19 protein-coding genes are annotated in these 21,786 nt (G+C 52.5%); 11 read left to right on the top strand and 8 right to left on the bottom strand.

Annotated features, from left to right (window positions below; genetic code table 11):
• Complete coding sequence (locus tag EJQ19_RS01685) at positions 1-1,290, bottom strand: Gfo/Idh/MocA family oxidoreductase (protein WP_126139479.1); 1,290 nt, start codon at positions 1,288-1,290, stop codon at positions 1-3.
• A gap of 151 nt (positions 1,291-1,441) precedes the next feature.
• Here EJQ19_RS01685 and EJQ19_RS01680 point away from each other — a divergent pair, with 151 nt between their 5' ends.
• Complete coding sequence (locus EJQ19_RS01680) at positions 1,442-2,269, top strand: AraC family transcriptional regulator (RefSeq protein ID WP_126139478.1); 828 nt, start codon at positions 1,442-1,444, stop codon at positions 2,267-2,269.
• Positions 2,270-2,339: 70 nt separating this feature from the next.
• Here the strand turns inward: EJQ19_RS01680 and EJQ19_RS01675 are convergent, their stop codons facing one another.
• The 3 genes from EJQ19_RS01675 to EJQ19_RS01665 all read right to left on the bottom strand — a co-directional run bounded on the left by EJQ19_RS01675 (position 2,340) and on the right by EJQ19_RS01665 (position 5,236).
• A complete protein-coding gene (locus EJQ19_RS01675; RefSeq protein WP_126139477.1) occupies positions 2,340-2,690 on the bottom strand; it encodes a hypothetical protein in 351 nt (116 codons plus the stop codon).
• Positions 2,691-2,774: 84 nt separating this feature from the next.
• Entirely contained in the window at positions 2,775-4,175 is a 1,401-nt protein-coding gene (gene uxaC / locus EJQ19_RS01670) for a glucuronate isomerase (RefSeq protein ID WP_126139514.1), read from the bottom strand.
• Between the two features lie 119 nt (positions 4,176-4,294).
• Positions 4,295-5,236, bottom strand: coding sequence for a VanW family protein (locus tag EJQ19_RS01665; protein WP_126139476.1), 942 nt, complete (start codon positions 5,234-5,236; stop codon positions 4,295-4,297).
• A 154-nt stretch (positions 5,237-5,390) separates the two neighbouring features.
• Here EJQ19_RS01665 and EJQ19_RS01660 point away from each other — a divergent pair, with 154 nt between their 5' ends.
• The 3 genes from EJQ19_RS01660 (at position 5,391) to EJQ19_RS01650 (ending at position 8,218) form a co-directional block, all read left to right on the top strand.
• Positions 5,391-6,623, top strand: a complete 1,233-nt coding sequence (locus tag EJQ19_RS01660) for an aminopeptidase (RefSeq protein ID WP_126139475.1) — start codon at positions 5,391-5,393, stop codon at positions 6,621-6,623.
• A 142-nt stretch (positions 6,624-6,765) separates the two neighbouring features.
• The gene (rocF, locus tag EJQ19_RS01655) at positions 6,766-7,683 is read left to right on the top strand and encodes an arginase (protein ID WP_126139474.1); all 918 of its coding nucleotides are present in this window, start codon (positions 6,766-6,768) and stop codon (positions 7,681-7,683) included.
• A 154-nt stretch (positions 7,684-7,837) separates the two neighbouring features.
• Complete coding sequence (locus tag EJQ19_RS01650) at positions 7,838-8,218, top strand: glyoxalase superfamily protein (protein ID WP_126139473.1); 381 nt, start codon at positions 7,838-7,840, stop codon at positions 8,216-8,218.
• 34 nt (positions 8,219-8,252) lie between these two features.
• Here the strand turns inward: EJQ19_RS01650 and EJQ19_RS01645 are convergent, their stop codons facing one another.
• Positions 8,253-9,680 carry an aspartate ammonia-lyase gene (locus EJQ19_RS01645; protein ID WP_126139472.1) on the bottom strand — a complete coding sequence of 476 codons (1,428 nt, stop codon included), beginning with the start codon at positions 9,678-9,680 and terminating at the stop codon, positions 8,253-8,255.
• 179 nt (positions 9,681-9,859) lie between these two features.
• Here EJQ19_RS01645 and EJQ19_RS01640 point away from each other — a divergent pair, with 179 nt between their 5' ends.
• Entirely contained in the window at positions 9,860-11,068 is a 1,209-nt protein-coding gene (locus EJQ19_RS01640; RefSeq protein WP_126139471.1) for an ornithine--oxo-acid transaminase, read from the top strand.
• A gap of 641 nt (positions 11,069-11,709) precedes the next feature.
• Here the strand turns inward: EJQ19_RS01640 and EJQ19_RS01635 are convergent.
• The 3 genes from EJQ19_RS01635 to EJQ19_RS01625 all read right to left on the bottom strand — a co-directional run bounded on the left by EJQ19_RS01635 (position 11,710) and on the right by EJQ19_RS01625 (position 13,159).
• Positions 11,710-12,321, bottom strand: a complete 612-nt coding sequence (locus tag EJQ19_RS01635) for a carbohydrate-binding family 9-like protein (RefSeq protein ID WP_164716266.1) — start codon at positions 12,319-12,321, stop codon at positions 11,710-11,712.
• A 25-nt stretch (positions 12,322-12,346) separates the two neighbouring features.
• Entirely contained in the window at positions 12,347-12,793 is a 447-nt protein-coding gene (locus tag EJQ19_RS01630) for a DUF2663 family protein (protein WP_126139469.1), read from the bottom strand.
• Between the two features lie 132 nt (positions 12,794-12,925).
• The gene (locus tag EJQ19_RS01625) at positions 12,926-13,159 is read right to left on the bottom strand and encodes a cold-inducible protein YdjO-related protein (RefSeq protein ID WP_126139468.1); all 234 of its coding nucleotides are present in this window, start codon (positions 13,157-13,159) and stop codon (positions 12,926-12,928) included.
• A gap of 156 nt (positions 13,160-13,315) precedes the next feature.
• On the opposite strand from EJQ19_RS01625, the gene EJQ19_RS01620 reads away from it, so the two are divergent.
• The 6 genes from EJQ19_RS01620 (at position 13,316) to EJQ19_RS01595 (ending at position 21,747) form a co-directional block, all read left to right on the top strand.
• Entirely contained in the window at positions 13,316-14,572 is a 1,257-nt protein-coding gene (locus EJQ19_RS01620) for an MFS transporter (RefSeq protein WP_126139467.1), read from the top strand.
• A gap of 122 nt (positions 14,573-14,694) precedes the next feature.
• Positions 14,695-17,067: a helix-turn-helix domain-containing protein gene (locus tag EJQ19_RS01615; RefSeq protein WP_126139466.1), complete on the top strand. Its 2,373-nt coding sequence runs from the start codon at positions 14,695-14,697 to the stop codon at positions 17,065-17,067.
• Positions 17,068-17,324: 257 nt separating this feature from the next.
• Positions 17,325-18,986: a type 2 periplasmic-binding domain-containing protein gene (locus tag EJQ19_RS01610; RefSeq protein ID WP_126139465.1), complete on the top strand. Its 1,662-nt coding sequence runs from the start codon at positions 17,325-17,327 to the stop codon at positions 18,984-18,986.
• 78 nt (positions 18,987-19,064) lie between these two features.
• Complete coding sequence (locus EJQ19_RS01605) at positions 19,065-19,994, top strand: ABC transporter permease (RefSeq protein ID WP_126139464.1); 930 nt, start codon at positions 19,065-19,067, stop codon at positions 19,992-19,994.
• A 16-nt stretch (positions 19,995-20,010) separates the two neighbouring features.
• Positions 20,011-20,886, top strand: a complete 876-nt coding sequence (locus EJQ19_RS01600; protein ID WP_126139463.1) for a carbohydrate ABC transporter permease — start codon at positions 20,011-20,013, stop codon at positions 20,884-20,886.
• Between the two features lie 138 nt (positions 20,887-21,024).
• Positions 21,025-21,747 carry a methyltransferase domain-containing protein gene (locus EJQ19_RS01595; RefSeq protein WP_126139462.1) on the top strand — a complete coding sequence of 241 codons (723 nt, stop codon included), beginning with the start codon at positions 21,025-21,027 and terminating at the stop codon, positions 21,745-21,747.
• Positions 21,748-21,786 lie beyond the last annotated feature (39 nt).

The raw sequence follows: 21,786 nt of genomic DNA, 5'->3' as shown, positions 1-21,786 counted from the left end.
TTATTTGAATTTGACCAGATGATCGACATTTACCGGCAAGCCCGTGCGCATGGAAATATTGCCCGCTATGCCAGTCAGAATCGACATCGCGCCATCCACGTGCGAAGCAGCGCGGTTGAAACGGTCCGGAGCCGGCTCATCGAAAATATCTTTCAGCAGCACAGGATCGCCGCCGCCGTGGCCGCCTACGCCTTCTTCAATGGCAACTTGGTAAGGAGCCGCGAACATCGGGAACACTTTGACGGACTTCTCTTTCAAAGCGCCCTCGTCTTCTTTTTTACCGCCGGAATTCACGTAGGATTGTTCCACAACACGCATTTCGATGCGGCCTTTGCTGCCGTTGATATGCACATTGAACCCTTCCCAAGGCAGATACGCATTCAGGGAGTACGTCAGGATCGCTTTATTTTTGTAACGGACCATTACGCCCATCGTATCTTCAATGGAAATGCCGTCGCCGAACACACTTTGATCGCGTTGGTAGCCGTCTTCGTGCTCCGCATCCAGGTACAGGCCTTTCAAGTGCTCGTTGCTGTCGAGGTGCAGCGCGAACGGATCGCCTTGGGCGTTCTCATTGCCTGTCGCACGTTGATAAAACTTCGTTTCGCCGCGTTTCTCAGCATTCGCTTTGCCATAGAACATCAGATCGCCCATCGCAAACACCGTTTGCGGCTGCGTGCCCAGCCAGAAGTTCACCAGGTCAAAATGGTGCGTGGATTTGTGCACCAGCAGACCGCCGCCGTTCTTTTTGTCCCGGTGCCATCTGCGGAAGTAGTCCGCGCCGTGCTGCGTATTGAGCAGCCACTCGAAGTGAACGGAATGCACGTCGCCGATGACGCCGTCCATGATGAGTTCACGAACTTTCGTATTATGCGGTGCATAGCGATAGTTGAACGTTACGCGCAGTTGACGGCCCGTACGCTCAATCGCGTCCAGGATTTCTTGGCATTTTTCCTCGTCCACCGTCATCGGCTTTTCGGAAATCACATCGCAGCCCAACTCCATCGCTTTGATAATGTAGGTGTGATGCGTGCGGTCAACCGTCGTGACGATCACGTAATCCGGTTTTTCGGTCCGGATCATCTCTTCAAAACGCTCCGCTTTATACGTCGGCACTTCATGATAACCGTATTTATCTTTGAGCAGCTTATTGGTATAGTTCATGCGGGTTTGATTGGAATCGCAAATCGCGACTAGCTCGGACGTTTCATTAAAATCCTTCACCATCGCCCCATAGAAAAACTCAGCTCGTCCACCTGTTCCTACTAATGCATAACGCTTTTTCGCCATTCGTGAATACCCCTCTCGTCATGTCTTACTTACGTTAAGGATAATACAAGATTTGTTGCGTTTCTAATCAAATATTACTTCACGACTTTATTTCCTTGCATATTTTGCTGTAAAATAAAAGGAGCCCATAGACACAAAGAAGGTGACTCCATTGATTGAACCGATGATCCGTTATGAAATCGAACGATTTCGCCGAGATCGGCCCTATACGATGCCGGCGAACCATTTTCACGACCATTACGAAATCTACTATTTGCTCAGCGGCAAACGTTATTACTTTATACAAGACCGGTCCTACTTCATCCAGGAGGGGGATCTGGTATTCATCGACCGCAATAAACTGCACAAAACGCTGGATGCCGACATCGCCGCACATGAACGGATCCTGGTCAGCTTCAACGACCGATGGCTGCACGATCTGAGCCAGCCGTCCAAGGAATTGGCGTTGGCGGCGTTCCGGGACAAGCAGCGCATCTTTTCGCTAAAAGGTGCAAACCGGATGTTTGCGGAAAATGTGTTGTTCACCCTGCTGCGCGAACAGCAGCACAAACAGATCGGCTGGGAGTTGAGCAGCCAAGCGCTGCTGACGCAGCTTTTGGTGTTTTGTACGCGTCTGATCGACTCGCAGGAAGCAACAGACGAGCAGCCGCAGGCGAGTCACCCGAAAATTTTTGAAATCGTAGCTTACATTAACGAGCATTATCAGACACGCCTCAGCCTGGCCACCATCTCGGACAAATTCCACATTTCGCCAAGCTACTTCTGCCGCTCTTTCAAGGTGACGACAGGATTCTCGTTCGTGGAGTACCTGAATAGCGTACGCGTTCGCGAAGCTCAGCGGCTTCTCCGCGAGACGAAAATGAAGGTCATCGACATCGCCGAGCAAGCCGGTTTTGAAAGCGTCGCGCATTTCGGGCGCGTGTTCAAGCAAGTGACGTCGCAGACGCCTATGGCGTGTAGGAAGATGACGCGGGTGTAGGGGGTCGGCACGTCATCAGCAAAAAAGACAGTCCCAAAAGACTGTCTTTTCTGTATGCTATCCTGCGCGTCTAGGCAAACTGATGCCCGCACGACGAACAAAACTTCGTTTCCGACGGCACGACTTTGCCGCAGACGCATTCTTTTTCGCCGCGCACCTCGATCAGCTTCTGCTCGAGTCCCTCAATATCCAGCTTCACCGCGGCGATACCTTGGCTGTAGCTTTCCACGATTTCGCCATAGCGCGATGGATCACCGGCAACATAGGCCGTGTAGACGGATTCGCCGATGAGGCCGTAAATCTTCTCAATCTCTTTCTCTTTGGATGAGATCTGCGCTTTCAGCTTCGTAATCTCGACGGTTTGCTGCGCCTTTTTGGCAGCGTCGGATGCACCTTGTTTGACTTTGTCAAAAAATGACATGGGGGTCCCCTCCATCAACTCGTTATTTGCTCTCCATAACGATTCATATGCAAACTCACTGCCTTCTAACACGCTAGCACTATACTAGAATTTGAAATATTCTTTCGCATTGTTGTAAGAAATGCCTTCAACCAACTGCTTCAACAGCGCCTCGTCGTTCGGGAACTCGCCCGCTTCCACCCACTCACCGATCATGTTGCACAGGAGTCTGCGGAAATACTCATGGCGCGTATAGGACAAGAAGCTTCTGGAGTCCGTCAGCATGCCGACGAAACGACCAAGCAAGCCAAAGTTGCCGAGCGATTTCATCTGCGAAATCATGCCGTCTTTCGTATCGTTGAACCACCAAGCTGCACCGAGCTGGATTTTGCCTGCAGTGCCGCCGCCTTGGAAGCAGCCCATGAGCGCCGCAAGGATCTCATTGTCACGCGCATTCAGCGAGTACAAAATCGTTCTCGGCAGGTTGTCCGCCACGGCGAGGGAGGATAACAAGCCTTGCAGCGCAACCGCTACCGGACTGTCGCCGACTGCGTCGAACCCGGTATCCGGACCGAGCTTCGCAAACGCATCCGCGTTGTTGTTGCGGGCTGCGTTCATGTGATACTGCATCGCCCAATCAAGCTTCTTGTAAATGCCGCCAAGGAAAAGCAGCGTATAGGTTTTGTATTTTTTCTCCTCTTCCAGAGAAACGGCTTGTCCCGCCAGTCCTTTTGCGAAAATGGCAGCCGCTTCTTCTTTGGTCGTTTCGGCAAAAGGCACGTAGTCAAGCGCGTGATCGGACACTTTACAGCCGACGGAATCAAAGAACAATGCACGGCTTTCCAGGCCTGCGAGCAGGTCGTCATAGGAGCGGATCGCCGTTGCTGTCGCTTTCTCGAGCTGCGCAATCCACGGCAGGAAGGTTGCACGGTTAATTTCCAATGCTTTATCCGGACGGTAAGACGGCAGCACTTGCGTGTTGAAGTCGGGGAGTTCTTTGATTTTAATGTGGTATTCCAAGGAATCCACCGGATCATCGGTCGTGCAGATCACAGTAACTTTGGAATCTGTAATGAGATCGCGCGCGCGGGATTTGCCTTCCGCCAGCTTGGCATTCACTTTTTCCCAAATGACAGAGGCATTCTCCGCGTTCAGCAGCTCATTTACGCCAAAGAACGTCCGCAGCTCCATATGGGACCAGTGGTACAGCGGATTGCCAATCGCCATCGGAACGGTCGCCGCCCAAGCAGCAAACCGCTCATAATCGCTTGCTTCGCCAGTCACTTTGGACTCCTCAACGCCGTTTGCACGCATCAAACGCCATTTGTAGTGATCGCCATACAACCAAGCTTCCGTAATGTTGCTGAATTGTTTATTCTCATAAATTTCTTGCGGACTGAGATGACAGTGATAGTCAATAATCGGCAACTCTTTCGCATATTCATGGAATAGACGTACAGCCGTTTCATTCGTTAACAAGAAATTCTCATCTAAAAACGTTTTCATAAGTCTCATGTTCCACCCTTCTCAAGCTATTCACTCTATCCTCTATCATAGCAAAGGGGGCTGTATTATTCTTGTGATTTTTTGCTTAGATTTTGTGAAATATGCAGATATTGACCTGACTATTGCGTCGTCATCGGCTCACCGGGGTCCTCAATTTCCACTTCTTCCGGCACAGCTTTGGCCGCTCCCGGCACATGCCGAGGTTTAACCGAGATATTCTCGGAGGAAAAAAGTTGAACGACCACCTGCCCGCCCCCAGCATGCGCCCGGATTAACACCGCTTCGTTGTAGTCGTTGCGGAAGCTGAAATCCGGACCGCCCCAGTTGACGGTCGCATCTCTTCCGTGCGGCACATAAGGCACAGAACGACTATGTGAGTAGCGTTCAATGATTCGCAGCCCCGCCCGGTCCACCGCATTGTATAACGTCGAAGAAATCTGGCAGATGCCGCCTCCGATCCCCTCCGAGAATTCGCCCCGCACGATGACCTTGGCTGACATATACCCCCGGCCGCGCGTCCGCATACCAACGACCTGATTGAAGGAGAACGTCTCTCCAGGCAGGACCACGTAATTGTTAATCGCCTGCGCAGCGAGCTTCAGATTGGTAAAACGGTGGTGATTGCGGGAGTTAAAATACGTCACGTAATACCCAATCGGGCGAACGCGGATACTTGCGAGCAGCTCGCTGTCGACTTTGGGATAGATCGCTTGAAAAGGAATTGTAATGACCAGCGGTTCGCGTGCGTAATAGTTCGCATAAAATTGATCGATAAATGCTTGCCTGTTCAGCCTGGCACCCGGGGACTCCTTAACGATGCCCCCATTATCGCCAATCGTGGCGTTGATCGGCTTTCGGTAGACGGCCTTTTCCATCTGTCCGACCAGGCGCTCCAGCTTGACCGGATCAACCAGCGGTATATCAAGCAAGCGGGTTGTATACGGTTCCCGCTGAATGATCGCGGCGCGCTGACCGGTTTGCGCATCATCCGTTAACTGAAACGGCGCTGCACCGGGCTGGGCAAGCAGTAACAAGCCTGCTAGCCATTCAAAACGCAGCATAGCTCCCACCTCCTCACTCTAGTGTAAACAGTTGACAAATTTCCATTCGAAAACCTTATTAACCAACGGTAAAAAATATTTGACAGTCGCAGGCAAGAGCGCTACACTGCTAGCAAGATCTGCAAGAAATCAAGGCAATCAAGGAGGAGTTCTCATGAGCTTTGAACACAATTTGGATAAATACGCCGAGCTGACCGTCAAGGTTGCGCTAAACATTCAGCCTGGCCAGACGCTGTGGATCCATGCGCCGATCGAACATCCCGCGTTCGTACGTTCCATTACCCGCAAAGCCTATGAAGCCGGCGCCAAGCACGTACATATCGAATGGCAGGATGAAATCTGCACGCAAATCCGTTATACCCTCGCACCGGACGAAGCGTTCAACGAGTATCCGACTTGGCGGGCGCAGGGATTGACGGAGCTTGCCGAAACCGGCGGTGCCTACCTCTGGATCAATGCCGACAATCCGGAATTGTTGAAAGACATCGACCCAGCCCGCATCGCAGCCAATTCCAAAGCAGCCGGCCCTTTGCTGGTCAAATGGCGGGAGAGCATGTCAACCTACGATATGACATGGTCGATCATCGCGGCACCATCCCCTGCCTGGGCGGCGAAAGTGTTCCCGGATCTTGCGGAAGACGACGCTGTAAGCGCCCTATGGGACGCCATCTTCAAAGCGACGCGCGTCGATCAGGAGGATCCGGTCGCCACATGGCTTGCGCATAATGGAACGCTGCGCAGCAAACGCGAAGAGCTTAACGCAAAGCAGTTCCACAAAATTCACTACCGCGCGCCGGGCACGAATCTGACCGTTGAACTCCCGGACAATCATATTTGGCGCGGCGGCTCTGCGACGAACGGACGCGGCGGTTTTGACTTCAACCCGAATATCCCAACGGAGGAAGTCTTCCTCTCCCCGCATCGCTTGGGCACTTCCGGAACGGTTCGCAGCACGAAGCCGCTAAGCTATCATGGCAGTCTCATCGATGGCTTCAGCCTGACGTTCGAGCAGGGCCGCGTAACCGAGTATTCGGCCGAGCAAGGCTATGAATCCCTGAAAGCGATGATTGAAATCGATGAAGGCGCGCGCCATCTGGGCGAAATCGCTCTAGTGCCGCATCATTCGCCGATTTCGGACTCGAATCTGATCTTCTACAACACGCTCTATGACGAGAATGCCTCCAACCACCTGGCGCTGGGCCGCTCGTTCCCAACCTGTCTGGAGGGAGGAACGACGATGTCCAATGAGGAGCAGCTGCAGGCTGGCCTTAATCAGAGCTTGATCCACGTCGATTTCATGATCGGCTCTGCCGAGATGGATATTGACGGTGAGCACAAGGATGGTCGTGTGGAGCCAATCTTCCGCAAAGGCAACTGGGCGTTCTAAACAACGAAAGGTACAGCATGCAGGGCTTCAGAGCTCCGTGTGCTGTACCTTTTCCTTTGCCGGGAAGCTATGCCCTGGGAACAATGGCAGCCTGGCATCATATAGTAAAGTAAGAAGCATCACCCCAGGAGGAGATGTTCCTATGCGTACGCAACCTAAACTGACTGCGATCTCCGTTCCTTTCGATCTTGGCGCCGCTTGCCGCGGGGCAAGCCAGGGCCCGGAAGCCATTATGCAAGCCGGCTTGCTGCAAAGCCTGGGCATCCTCGGCTTCACCGATATTCAAACGGCAGAAGTGGCGCTACATCCGGGCGGCGTTAAGCCGCTAAGCGCACAGACAGACACGGCCAATCTTCATTACTTGGCCGAAATCGCGGCCTTGAATTCGAAGCTCGCCGAGCAGGTGTCGAGGGCCGTCCAGCAAGGCCGCTTCCCGCTTGTGCTGGGCGGCGACCACAGCATTGCCATCGGCTCGATCGCCGGACTCGCGCGGCATTACCGCAAGCTCGGCGTCATCTGGATCGATGCGCATTCCGATCTGAACACCGCCAAAACGAGCCCTTCCGGCAACATCCACGGGATGTCGCTTGCGGTCAGCCTCGGGCTCGGCCATCCGTTGCTTACCGATCTGTTGCAGATCCGGCCGAAAATCCGGCCCGAACACGTCGTGCTCATCGGCTCCCGCTCGCTGGACGAAGGTGAGAAGAAGCTAATTCGTTCGCTCGGCATCAAATGCTATACGATGTATGACATCGATCGCAAAGGCATGGCTGTTGTCATGCAAGAAGCGATCAACTATCTAAAGGACCGGACGGATGGCGTTCACCTCAGTTACGATGTCGACTCCCTCGACCCGATGGAAGCGCCAGGCACAGGCACGGCTGTGAAAGGCGGGCTCCTGTTCCGCGAAGCGTTCCTTGCCGTCGAAATGCTGTGCGAATCCGGTATCGTAACGTCCGCTGAATTCGTCGAAGTGAACCCCCTGCTCGATCGGGAGAATACGACGTCCGAGCTGACGGCGGGTCTCATCTGTTCGCTCATGGGAGATGCGATTTTGTGAGGATGACGGCGGCAAGAGCCCCGGCAGCGCCTGAATTGGCGCGCCGGGGCTCATCTTTTGACCATTATCCCTTGGACTCAGAAAGGTTCGCTTGCCAAATCTGACGGCGGATTCTACACTAACTTTAATACCTGCGCGAGGAGTTGTACGCCACATGCCAGAGGCACCGACTGTACTTCACGTTACTCCGATTCTCCGAATGTTCGACGAGTATAAAGCCAAGCAGTTCTATCTCGACTACCTCGGTTTCAAGCTGGTCTGGGAGCACCGCTTCGAACCGGACATGCCGCTCTATATGGAAGTGGTGCTCGGGGCACTTAAGCTGCATTTATCGGAACACTACGGCGATTGCACGCCGGGCTCGGCAATCCGCATTGAGATCCAGAATTTGGACGCTTTTCACACCCGTCTTCTCAGCCAGCAGCATGCCTACTCCCGCCCGGGAATTGAAACAACGCCTTGGCAGACCCGCGAGGTGAGACTGACAGATCCTTTCGGCAATCGATTGGTATTTTTTGAACCATTGGTCAATTAATAGATGTGGAAAGGGGCGTCTCCAACAAAATGACCTACTGTTCCAAATGCAGCAGCCGCTCACCGGCAATTCCCGGCGTCGTCATCTGCACAGGATTCAGAATCTCCTCAATTTCCTCCGGCGTCAGCAGCCCGCGTTCGAGGATCAACTCTTTGAGCGTCATGCCGGTTTTGAGCGCTTCTTTAACAAGCTGCGCTGCTACTTCGTAGCCCAGGTGCGGATTCAGCGCCGTCACAATGCCGAAGCTTTGTTCCACATACATTTTGCAGCGCTCCCGGTCGGCTTCAAGCCCTTCAATAGCAAACTGCTCGAACACCGCGGCGGCGTTGCGCAATATTTTTAACGATTGCAGCAGATTGAACGCCAGCACCGGCCCCATCACATTCAGCTCGAACTGCCCCGCTTCGCACGCCAAACAGATCGTATGATCGTTCCCGATGACCTGAAACGCCACTTGATTGACGACTTCCGGCATGACGGGGTTTACTTTGCCAGGCATAATCGATGAGCCCGGCTGTCTTGGCGGCAGTTTCAGTTCGCCCAACCCTGCCCGCGGGCCGGAGGCCATCATGCGGATGTCGTTACAGATTTTGGACAAATTGACCGCGCACACTTTGAGCGAAGCCGAAAGCTCTGTGTAGGCGTCCATATTTTGCGTGCCGTCGACCAGATGCTCCGCCAATTCAATCGGAATGCCGACCTCGGCTTTCAAATAATACAGCACCCTCTCCACATAAGCGGGCTTGGCGTTAAGGCCCGTACCCACAGCGGTCGCTCCCATATTCACCGCTAGCAGTCCCTTGGACGCATGCTTGATCCGGTTGATGTCGCGCTGCAGCACGCGGGCATACGCCCCAAACTCCTGCCCCATTCGAATCGGAACGGCGTCCTGCAGATGGGTGCGTCCCATTTTGATCACATCGTCAAACTCGATTTCCTTCTTGGCAAATGCCGCTTGCAGCGAGCTTAGCGCCGTGATCAGTTCTTCGGAGAGCCGGTAGGCGGCGATTTTGATAGCTGTCGGGATCGCATCGTTCGTAGACTGGGACATGTTCACATGATTGTTCGGATTGCACTGAAAATACTGCCCCTTCTCTTCGCCGAGCAGCTCAAGCGCACGATTCGCCAGCACTTCGTTCATATTCATATTGATAGAGGTTCCCGCTCCGCCTTGGATGGAATCCACAATAAATTGCTCGATTAATTTTCCCTGCCGTACTTCAGCGGCTGCGGCTACGATGGCATCGCCGATTTTACGCGGCAGCATGTGGGTGTCCATATTCGCCATTGCCGCGGCATACTTCACTTCCGCCAGCGCGGTGATAAGCTCGGCATGGATTTTAACGCCGGTAATCGGAAAATTCTCAACGGCTCGCATCGTTTGAATGCCGTAGTAGGCGTCTGCCGGTACTTGTTTTTCCCCTAAAAAATCTTTTTCAATGCGATAGCTCATGCTGTGCACCTTCCCCGTTTCTTCAGGTTGTCTTGCTGCGATAAGGCCTGTTTCTTAGTGTGAACGGAATAGCCAGTAGTATGCGTTTTCAGTCAAACAAACCCTCGCCCGTTGGCAACGTTTCCCTCCTCGAGAATAGTATAAGGTATGAGGCTGGGCACTTCCAGTCCCCGAAGGAGGAATGGCGCATGACGAACCGCAGCGACGCGATTATCCGCCAAACGGAGAAGTATGGAGCCGCCAACTATCATCCGCTCCCGATTGTTATTTCAAAGGCCGAAGGCGTATGGGTCGAGGATCCGGAAGGCCGTCGTTATATGGATATGCTCAGTGCTTACTCGGCGCTCAACCACGGACACCGGCATCCGCACATCTTGAACGCCTTGCTTGAGCAGGCCGGTAAGGTGACGCTGACGTCCAGAGCTTTTCATCATGACATGTTAGGCGAATTCTATGAAAAATTAGCGGCGTATACGGGCAAGGAGATGATTTTGCCCATGAATACCGGCGCCGAGGCGGTCGAAACGGCGATTAAAGCGATCCGCCGCTGGGGCTGCGACGTCAAAGGCATCCCGGACGGGCAGACGGAGATCATCGTCTGCGCAGGGAACTTTCACGGGCGGACGATCACCGTGACGTCGTTCTCCTCCGAGCCGGCGTACCGGCGCGGGTTCGGGCCGTTTACGCCGGGCTTCCGCATCATCCCCTACGGGGATGTGGAGGCGCTGCGCGCGGCGATTGGCCCGAACACGGCCGGCTTCCTCGTCGAGCCGATCCAGGGCGAAGCCGGCATCATCATCCCGCCGGCGGGGTACTTGCGCGATTGCTTCGAGCTGTGCGAGGCGAATCGGGTTGTATTTGCGGCCGACGAGATCCAGACGGGATTCGGCCGCACCGGCCGCCGCTTCGCCTGCGATTGGGAGGGGGTCACCCCCCACCTCCTGCTGCTCGGCAAAGCCCTCGGCGGCGGCGTGCTTCCGATCTCGGCGGTCGCCGGAGATCGGGAGGTTTTAGCCGTGTTTGAGCCCGGCTCACACGGCTCGACGTTCGGCGGCAACCCGCTCGCGTGCGCGGTGGCGGTTGCCGCCTTGGAGGTGCTGGAGCGCGAGGCGCTGGCCGAGCGCTCCGAGGTTTTGGGCGCTGGGCTGCTCCAGCGCCTGGGCGAGCTCCGCTCCCCGCTGATCAAGGAGCTGCGGGGGCGCGGGCTGTTTATCGGCATCGAGCTGACGATGCCGGCGAGGGGCTACTGCGAGAAGCTCATGGGGCTCGGCTTGCTGTGCAAGGAGACCCATGAGCATACGATTCGCCTAGCTCCTCCGCTTACGATTACGCAGGAGGAGCTAATCTGGGCATTCCAGCGCCTGCAGGCGGTGCTGGGGACGGCTGCGCCTGCGTAATGCAGGCGCACGATGCCACTCAATTACAAGTTGTAAAACCTACATTAGATTTCCGACTTCGCTGCCAATTTCAGGCGAGATAGAAGGAATGACGCTAAATTACCTGTATGAAACGCAGGTACTTCTCTCGACACAGCCGCTTTCCGGCAAATTTACTGCAGAAATACATTTTGTTACTGTGCTTGGAGCGGATGGCGGGAGTTTAACTTGTTGCTGTGCTTGGAGAGGGGATGGCGGGAGATTAGCTTGTTGCTGATGCTTGAAGCGGATGGGCGTTAGTTTAGCTTGTTACTGTGCTTGGAGCGGAAAGCGGGAGTTTAACTTGTTTCTGAAGTTGGAGCGGATGGCGGGAGATTAGCTTGTTGCTGATCTTGGAGCGAATGCTGGGAGATTAGCTTGTTGCAGTATGAGTGTAAAAGCTCTGATTCACTTGTCACGTTACCTCGAGCAGCTTGCTCTGTTTCACTTGTCACGTTACCTCGAGTCGAGTAGATTGCTCTACGTTCACTTGTCACGATACTTGGTTCCCCACTCGCTCCGAGCCAAGGCATACTGTTTTGGCACGAGGCGAGCGAGGTTGGTCAAGCTGTTATTGTGGGGGTAACTCGATTCTGGGGACGACCCGGGGTTCCTGCAAAAAGTCAGTAATTTTCTCTCCGCTCGAACACCATCTGGCCGAACTTCTGCGGCACGTGATAATTGATCTGTCCGGTCGGGCACCAGGCCCAATAGTGGCGATTGCCTTCACGGTCGTCGTCGATCCGGTAAAAGTTGCACAGCCACGTTTCGCCGTCTGCCGGCATAGCCCGACCGTCCAGGTCGGCGAATGGAATGCGAATGATGTACGAAACCCAGCCTTCGGCATACGGTGTAATCTCCGCTCGAAAGCCTGGTGCATGCCAAGCAATGTCGCCATCGATACTACCATTCAGGTGGTTATGGATGAAAGCATCGAATAGCACGCCGGTTGGGCTCACTTCGAACTCGTAGTAATCGGTCAGCTTCCCTGTCGGCGATACAAATACTTCCACGACGTCCTCTTGGTAGATCGGATCGTCGTGCTCGGTCATCGTAGCGACGACGTGATCGTCTTCGCAAAGAAACCGGATGTACAGGCTGTCTTCGGTCCAACAAGCCTGGAAAGTCGTTTCAAGCCGCGGCGGCTCGCCAGCCACAACGCCTGTCAGCTTCTCGCTCGGCAGCCGGTTCCAACTGTTTTCTACATGTTGTACAAATTGACATGAATACGCCACCACACGAAACTCCTCCGCATTGAAATTAACTCTTATATCCTATATTAATCGCATATCGCTGAAATAGGAAGGAGGACAGCTGATCACGCGAAGCGGATTTTTCTTCTTCCTTCAACCAGGAAGCCTCCAGTCGCTCAATGGTTTCAATTCTCAAACTCTCGTAGTCTTCCTTGGCCGACTCCACCTTCTTGGCGAGTAAAGATGCGTACATCACTAGAAAAACACCAACCAGCAGCCCCCCGCACAGCAGCCTATTGGCAATGAGCAGATCGAGCATCAGCAGGGCGTTGCCTCCTGATTTGGCAATCACAGTGCGATATAACGCATAAAGCACGAACAGCACGATCCCCGCAGCCGCAATGGACAAAATCGGCTGCCGTCCCTTCAGTTTATCCCATTTCATCTTGCGTGCAATTAATTCTTGAATCATCCGCGTGGAATCCTCGCTCAGCTTCCAGTCGCTCTCCGACATGCCGATCGCCCCCTTTAGTAGAGCGTATGCCTGTCTCACCGGATACTTGCTAGAAAAGCAAAAAAGATCACAAGCATCACTCTTCACGCCTCGCACGAAGATGCTTATGATCTCTCGATTTCTCGGAACTCGTTAGAATCTTTTTTTGCCTACCAGGAACTTCTTGTTCCCTTTTTTCGTTGTCACCGGCACATGCTTATAGCTGCGCACCATCTGACCTTTGCAGAGCGGACAAGTCGGTACAGCTTCCGTAACGAACTCTTTGCGAACCCATGCTTTACATTCTGTCGCTTTACATTTCCAAATTTCAATTTGCTCCAGATCCGGCTTTTGTTCTTCTGTCACGACACTTGTTGATGTAGACATTTTAATTCTCGTACTCCCTGCTTCGTAGATTAGATTACTTATTATTATACAGATCCCATCGAATATCAAGTGTTTCCCGTGTTCAAAAGTATTTACCAGTGGTAGAATAGAAAAGACGCTTACAATTTAGACACAATTACAAAGGAAATCTCCATCATGATCACTTTGCTTCGCGAATGGAAGTACCAATTGACTGGGTATAGTCGCAATATTAAGTTATTTTTCTGGTTCAATTTCGTTTGGAATCTAGGCATATCCATGTTCGGACTCGTCTACAATCTTTATGTCAAAAGCCTTGGCTTCGGCCAAACGACGGTCGGCAGCATGGTCGGCATGTCGGCGCTGGCGGCAGCAATCATCCTGATTCCCGCCGGCATTATGAATGATCGCTTCGGACCCAAGAAGGTCATCTCCGCAGGGCTGATCTTCACCATCCTGGCGCTTACCGCGCGATCGCTCATCCAAGTGGAGCACGGCATGTTGATCGCGGCTTTCCTTGGCGGCATGGCGCTGGCCGTCGTCTCCGCAACGATCCTGCCGTTTATGGCGAACAACTCGACGCCGGAGCAGCGCGTTCACCTATTTTCCTTGAACATGGCGCTCGTTATGCTCGCGAATGTCATCGGTATCGCACTTGGCGGCGTGCTTTGCGATTTATTTCATTTCGGCTTCGGCCTTGAAAACATTCACAGCCTGCAAGTGACACTGCTCATCGGCATAGGCATCGCGGCGCTCGGCGTCATTCCGATGTCCTTATTTGATAAAAGCCGGCAGGAACAGCAGCCTAGGCGCGAGAAACTGAACTGGCGGCTGACTGTAAAAGAGCACAAGACCTCGCTGCAGGTGATCGCGATCTTTTGCATGCTGGGCCTGCTCTCCTCGATCGGCGGCGGCATGATTGTACCATACTTGAACGTCTATTTCGAAGACCGGTTCGAAGCTTCCAAATCTGCAATCGGCATCGTGGTCGCCCTTGGACAAGCCGCGACAGCCGTCGCCTTCCTGATCGGACCCATGATCGCCAAACGCTACGGAGAGGTCAAATCTGTCGTGTATTTGCAGCTCAGCTCGATTCCGTTTCTGCTGCTGACAGCATTTTCCGCCAATTTCTATCTGTCCTCGGGCGGGTATTTGTTCCGGCAGGCGCTAATGAATGCCGCGAACCCTTTTTACAATTCCATCAAAATGAGTTACGTCCACCGCTCGCTCCGCGGCCTCGCCTCCTCATCGGGAGAAGCGGTCTTCAATTTGGGCTGGTTCATCGCTTCTCCGTTAAGTACAGGCCTCGTCTCCCGCTACGGGAGTTATTTGGGCTATGCGTATGCGTTTTGCGTGACGGCGGTTATTTATGTGCTCATCTCTCTGCTTTTCTACTATTTCTTCGGCAAAGAGCGCTATCAAACGATTGACTAGCAATCGGCACACCTCACTTTCCGTCGTTGACGCAAGGTGAGGAAGGGCCTACAATAGAATGAGAACGCTATCATTTCTAAGTTGCAAACGATATTTCATTGACATAGAGAGGGGCTGTTCACATGCGAAAACTTCTCTTCTTTAATCGACAGAGCATCGTGCTGACCTGGTTGATTTCGTATATCGTGATTTTGCTGCTGCCCGTCGTGATCGGGCTTCTGCTCTACTTTGAATCCAATCGGACGCTCAAGGAAGAAATTCAACAGGCGAACGATTCTCTCCTCAAGCAAGTCCGCGAAGTGATGGACAATCAGTTTAAAGCGATGGAACAGCTGAATTTTGAAATTACATGGAACGTCAACTTGCAAGAACTGCTCTATTCCAATAAATACGAAGCCTTTCCCAAAGACTATCGATACGACACCTATCAAATTGCCCGCACCCTTGCGCAGTACAAAACCTCCTATCCCTTAATCGATTCCTTTTACATCTATTTGAATAAAGATCAATCCGTTATTTTGCCGTCGACGGTCCGGACGACAGAATTTGCTTATGAGACGCTCCACAAGAACAATAAATGGTCTTACAACTCTTGGCAATTAATGATGACCCAACCGAATTTCAAAGGCTTCATTCCGATAACGCGCATTGCGGAAGACAATTCGTTGCAGAAGTCCGTCGCCTACATCAGCACGTATCCGCTCGATCACGGGCAACCGAGTGCGACAAACGTCATCATGGTGGATCAATCGCGCATTCTGAGTGCCATTCAGAACATGGAGGTTTTCAATGAGGGGCATGTGTTGATTCTGAATGAATTCAATACAGTGCTCGCCTCCAATTCGGAGATCGCGATGCCTGCCACTTTTCCATACGACAAGTTAATTGCGAATCCGAATTTCAATTACACGGCCCCGAACGGCGATGAGTACGAGGTCTTCTCGATTCAGTCTCCGCGTTCGAAGCTCAAATACGTCTCCATCATGCCAAGTGCGATCTATTGGCAAAAGGCTTCCCACGTTCGGAATTTGACGTATCTCAGTATGCTGATCTCGCTGCTGGGCGGCGGCATTCTGACGCTGTTCTTCCTTCGCCGCAACTATCATCCCGTACGCCGGCTTGTCCAGGCATTCGCGAAGAAGGAAGTGCTGCAATCGGCCAACCGGTTTAACGAGTTTCATTTTATCCAAGAAGCTGTAAACCATACCCTGGATGAAATGGCCGATTTCAAAAGCAAAATGGAGCAGCAGCGGCACATCGTCCGCTCCCATTTCGTTGAGAAGCTGCTTCGCGGCAAGCTCGACGGACGAATCCCGGTCGCCGAAGCGCTCACTACGTTCGAGATGAAGCTCGACCGGAAGCAATTCGCCGTCATGCTGTTCGTCGTGGACAAAAGCGAAACGTTCTTTGAACGCGTCACCCTGTCAACGGAGGAAGAGAAATGGAAGCTGCTGCACTTCATCGTCAGCAATGTGGTAGAAGAGCTGCTCTCCGCTCAGCACCGCGGCTATGCCGCTGAAATCGACGATTCACTGGCCTGCTTAGTAAACCTCACGATGGAGGATGAGCAAAGCGCCAAGAACGAGCTCGTGCGCATTGCCGACGAAGCCCGGCAGTTTCTGGCTTCCACGTACGGCATAAACCTGACGATTTCCATCTCAAGCACCTATGAGCATATCCAGTTCGTGCCGCAGGCGTTCCTTGAAGCGCTTGATGCGATGACCTATAAGCTTGTTGTGGGAGACGCCGATATTCTTGCGTATCCGGATCTCATCGCGCATACGGCCTGCGACAACCCAAGCGGCTATTATTATCCGATGCAGCTCGAACAGCAACTGCTCAATGCCGCCAAATTCGGGGAGCTTACGGAAGCCCAGCACATTATAAACGAAATTTTAGACCGAAATTTTCAAGATGCCGGCAGTTCGATTGCCATGACGCGACTGCTGCTGCAAAATATGCTGTCTACGCTCATGACTTGCTTGAACGATACCGGCGGCTTGCAGGAAAGCTTCTTTATTCGCCATCCGAAGCAGGTCGAGCGGCTGCTGCAAAGCAAGTCCAAGGATGAAATCAAGCAGCAGCTGAGTGAGATGCTCGAACTTGTGTGCGCGCACACCGTTTCCAAGCGCCAGCATGCCCAAACGCTGACCAAGCAGAAAGCGATGCAGCAGCTCGTCGATCAAGTGAATAGCTACATTGAGCACAATTACGCCGATGCGAATCTGAATGTGTCCATGATCGGCAGCCATTTTGACCGGAAAGCGACCTACCTGTCCAAGTTATTCAAGGACCATGCCGGCGAAGGCTTGCTGGACCGTATCAACAAAGTGCGGATCGAGAAGTCCAAGCAGCTCCTGATGCAGGAGGAACAATCGGTCGGCGATGCCGCCTATGGGGTCGGCTTTAACGATATTAACGCGTTCATCCGCGTTTTCAAGAAGGTAGAGGGCATTACGCCAGGCAAATACAAAGAATTGGTTGAGCAAAGATGAGACCATCCTATAGGCGCAAAACAAAGCAGGAGCCGGTGAGAACCGGCCCTTTTTCTTAAATAAACGGATGATTCCGCCTCCATTTTGGCTTTTTTCAAGAAGGAATTGGACATTTTGTAGAGCATGAACCCAATTTTCGAGACGCGATTGGCTTTTTTCAAGATAGTTATTTTGAAAGCGTTATCATATAGTTGGATTATCAACACAGCTAGACCAGACGCAGAAGCTCAGCCCATCTTTTTCAAGGAGGTCGTCTCATGAAAAGAAACAAAAAGGTATTCACTGTGCTTGTTGCTACATCCTTAATGGGAAGTCTCGTTGTTGCATGTTCGTCTAATTCTTCGTCGCCTTCCGGCAGCTCGAGTCCTGCCGCTTCCTCCGGCGGTTCCGGTACGACAACCAGTCCTGCCGCCGCCGCTGTCACATATCCGCTGAAAACGGATAAAACATTAACGTACTGGGCCGAAATTACCGGCAATCTGGTCGGGGTGAAATCCGCGCAAGCCGATGTGCCATTCTATCAAAATTGGCAGAAGGCGACCGGCGTCAACCTGAAATTCTTGACCCCGCCGACGAATCAGGGCAAGCAAGCGCTGAACGTCATGCTGGCTTCCGGCGATCTGCCGGACATGATTGAATTCAACTTCCAAGGCGACTTCCCGGGCGGCCCGGAGAAGGCGATCAAAGACGGCTATATTCTGAAGCTTAACGATACAATCGATAAATATGCGCCAAACTTCAAGAAATATTTGAAAGAACACCCGGATGTCGACAAGCAAGTGAAAACGGACAATGGCAGCTACTATGTGTTCCCGTTCATCCGCGGTGACGACTATCTGCGTGTCTTCCAAGGGCCGATTGTGCGCAAAGATTGGCTCGACGATCTGGGTCTGCCGGTTCCGCAAACGATCGACGACTGGTATACGACGCTGAAAGCATTTAAAGAAAAGAAAGGCGCAACGGCAGCGTTCTCCGTCGTCTCCGTGCCAAGACCGTTCAACGAGCTTGCTAACGGCGCTTTCGCCAGTGCATTCGGCGTCACCCGTGACTTCTTCATCGACGATAAAGGCGCCATCAAATTTGGACCTGCCGAAAAAGGGTACAAAGACTTCCTTGCAACGTTCCATAAATGGTATGAAGAAGGTCTGATTGACAAAAACTTCGCGACGGCAGATTCCAAAGCCTTGGATGCCAATATGGCTTCCGGCGCAACCGGCGTCACGGTACAGAACGCAGGCGGCGGTATCGGCAAATGGCAGCCGCTGATCACGGCCAAAGATCCGAAAGGCGTGCTCATCGGCGCTCCGTATCCTGTGCTGAAAAAAGGCGATATTGCGATGTACGGCCAAAAAGACCCTGCCAACGCCCCGGGCGGTTCCGTGGCGATCACCGCCAGCTCCAAGAACATTGAGCTTGCAGCCAAATTGCTGGACTACGGCTACTCCGATGAAGGCCATATGCTTTTCAACTTCGGTACAGCCGGTGTTTCTTATAACATGGAGAACAACTATCCGAAATACACCGATCTGCTGATGAAGAATCCGGATAAACTGGCTCCTGCGCAAGCGATGGCGCTCTATATCCGCGGCAATCACAACGGACCGTTCGTGCAAGACAAACGCTATATCGAACAGTATCTTGCCCTGCAAACACAGCGCGATGCCGTAACAACTTGGTCGAAAACGGATGTTGACAAGCACAAGCTGCCGCCAATTACCGCTACGCCTGAAGAAAGTACAGAGCTTGCGAAAATTATGACTGACATCGATACATTGGTTGACGAAATGACGCTGAAAATCATTCTAGGCACAGAGCCTGTGGATGCCTTCGACAAATACGTCGAAAAATTCAAATCCGTTAAACTCGATCGCGCCATTGAAATCAAGAAAGCCTCCTTGGACCGCTATAACAAACGCTAAGCTTGACCTGCGGAGGGCGAGGAGTCGACTCCTCCCCTTTGCTCTATTTTTCAAACTCGCGGCGAAAGGAGAGATCTCATGCGTAAAACGGCGGAAGCAAGCTTTGCGACTCGTTTCAAGCGCGATTTCCTGCTCAACAAATATTTATACCTCATGATGGTTCCTGTCCTGGCCTATTATGTGACCTTCCACTACGCACCGATGTATGGCGCGCTGATCGCCTTCAAAGAGTATACACCGATCAAGGGCGTCTCCGGCAGCTCGTGGGTTGGCTTGCAGAACTTCCATGATTTCTTCAGCTCGTACTACTTTTGGCGCATTTTGAAAAATACCGTGCTGATCTCGCTGTATTCCTTGTGCTTTGAGTTTCCGGCCCCGATTGTTCTGGCGATTCTGATCAACGAGCTCGCGAACAAGAAGTTTCAGCGGTTTGTCCAAACCGTCACGTATATGCCTTACTTCATTTCCCTGATCGTCATTGCCGGCATGATCAAGGATTTTACGAACAATGGCGGTCTCATCAACAACTTTTTAACTTACTTTGGCATGAATGATACAGCGATGCTGCAGAAGCCCGAGCTGTTTCGAACCATATATATTTTATCGGAAATCTGGCAAAAAATCGGTTGGGAATCGATCATCTATCTGGCCGCTTTAATGAGCATTGATCAGGAGCAGTATGAAGCGGCTAAAATCGACGGCGCTTCCCGAATCAAGCAGATTTGGCACATTACGCTGCCCGGCATCCTGCCGACCATTTCCATTATGTTTATTTTGCGGATGGGGAATATGCTCAATGTCGGCTTCGAGAAAATCATTCTCCTGTACAATCCGAGCACGTACGATACGGCAGATGTCATCTCTTCGTTCGTGTACCGGAAAGGTCTCATTGAGTTCGGCTGGAGCTATAGCGCCGCCGTCGGTCTCTTTAATTCCGTCGTGAACCTGGCCCTGCTGATCGCCGCCAACAAAATCAGCAAGCGTATCAGCCAGAACAGCCTATGGTAAGGGAGGAGGTGCTGAGATGAAAACGAGCTTATCGGATCGCACTTTTAATGTCATCATTCACGTTTTGCTGCTCATGCTTGTCGTGGTCACGCTGTATCCGCTGCTGTACGTCGCCCTCGCCTCCTTTAGCGACGGCTTGCAGCTCGTTACACACAAAGGCTTTCTGTACAGGCCCCTCGGGTTCAGTCTGGAAGCGTATAAAAGCGTGTTCCACAACCCCGCGATCCTGACCGGGTATCGCAATACGCTGTTTATTCTCGTATTCGGCGTCGCGACGAATCTGGTTGTCACATCCTTGGGCGCCTACGTGCTTTCCCGTAAAAATGTGATGTGGAACAACGTATTTATGTTTATCGTCATCCTGACCATGTTCTTTAGCGGCGGTCTGATCCCGCTTTATCTTGTAGTCAAAGGCGTAGGCCTGATTGACTCCCTGTGGGCGACGATTTTGCCTTTTACCGTCAATACGTTCAACCTGATTATTATGCGCACCGCCTTCATGTCTGTACCGGAGAGTCTCGAGGAATCCGCCAAAATGGATGGCGCCAACCACTTTACGATTCTGTTTCGCATCATCGTACCGCTGTCCATGCCGGTCATTGCGGTGATGATTCTCTACTATGCCGTGGAAAAATGGAACGGCTGGTTCTACGCCTCCATCTTCATTAAAGATCGCGCCCTATATCCGCTGCAGCTGACGCTGCGGGAAATTTTGATCGCGAACAATACCGACTCCATGTCCTCCGGCGCCAGTGCCGCCGACCAATTCCAGATTGGGGAGACGATCAAGTATGCGACCATTATGGTCGCTTCAGTGCCGATCCTCATTCTCTACCCGTTCGTGCAAAAATATTTCGTCAAAGGCGTCATGATCGGCGCCGTCAAAGGTTAAGCATTGAGCCGCCTGCTTCCCGTCCCGGGAGCGGCGGTTTTCTTTTTCCAAAGGTTAGGCACAAGCAGGGACGACCTTGCAGCCTGACCATACATTATAGCATGAGGCATTGTGCTTCGATGCAAAGGAGGAATTCGCATGTATGTCGATTTGGGCTGCGGCCGTCATAAGCATCGGCAATTCTACGGAATCGATCGCATACAGCTCCCCGGCGTTGATCTGGTCTGTGACCTGAATCACGGCATTCCGCTGCCCGATAACAGTGTAGAGTTTGTGATGGCAAGCCGCAGTCTGCCCTATTTGCACGATTTTGTCTTCATGCTGTCCGAAATTTATCGAATTTGCCGCCATCAGGCCATCCTCTGCGTGCTGGCCCCCTATGCCCATCATTTTCGCCACGCCTCCAACCCTTATCTCAAACAAAAATGGGACGAATACACGCCGCGTTATGTAACCCCGCATTTCACGCAGCCGCCTGGAAGCCCAACCTGCCCGCCGATTCCCGGATATGCCGTGGAACAGATCCCTTATGATTTTCGCCTGTTGCGCATGGAACGCTTCTACGAGCCTCCGTATTCGACCGAATGGTACGAACAAGAAGAGCTCGATGTACTGCAGTACGTGCAGCCCAATGTCGTCAGCGAGATCATGTATCATTTCCTCGTTGTCAAGAAGGAGCTCACCTCCACTGAATGGCAGCGCTTGTGCAAACAAACGCTTATGGAGCCCATCTGGGCACCGGAGCTTCGCCTGAACCCCGCTCCCGTCTCAGACCCTGAGGTTATGCCGCAGGACCTTCTCGCCAAGCCCTCGAAAAAGATTTCCTCACCCCACGAAAAAAAAATCGTTAAATCCAAGTAAACTCTTGCGTTAATCCGTTCATGTTTCTCAAATTGAAAC

It is taken from the genome of Paenibacillus whitsoniae (genome assembly GCF_003955665.1).
Lineage (GTDB): Bacteria > Bacillota > Bacilli > Paenibacillales > NBRC-103111 > Paenibacillus_E > Paenibacillus_E whitsoniae.
The sequence above is the reverse complement of the archived record's forward strand: the minus strand, read 5'-3'. Positions and strand labels throughout refer to the sequence as shown.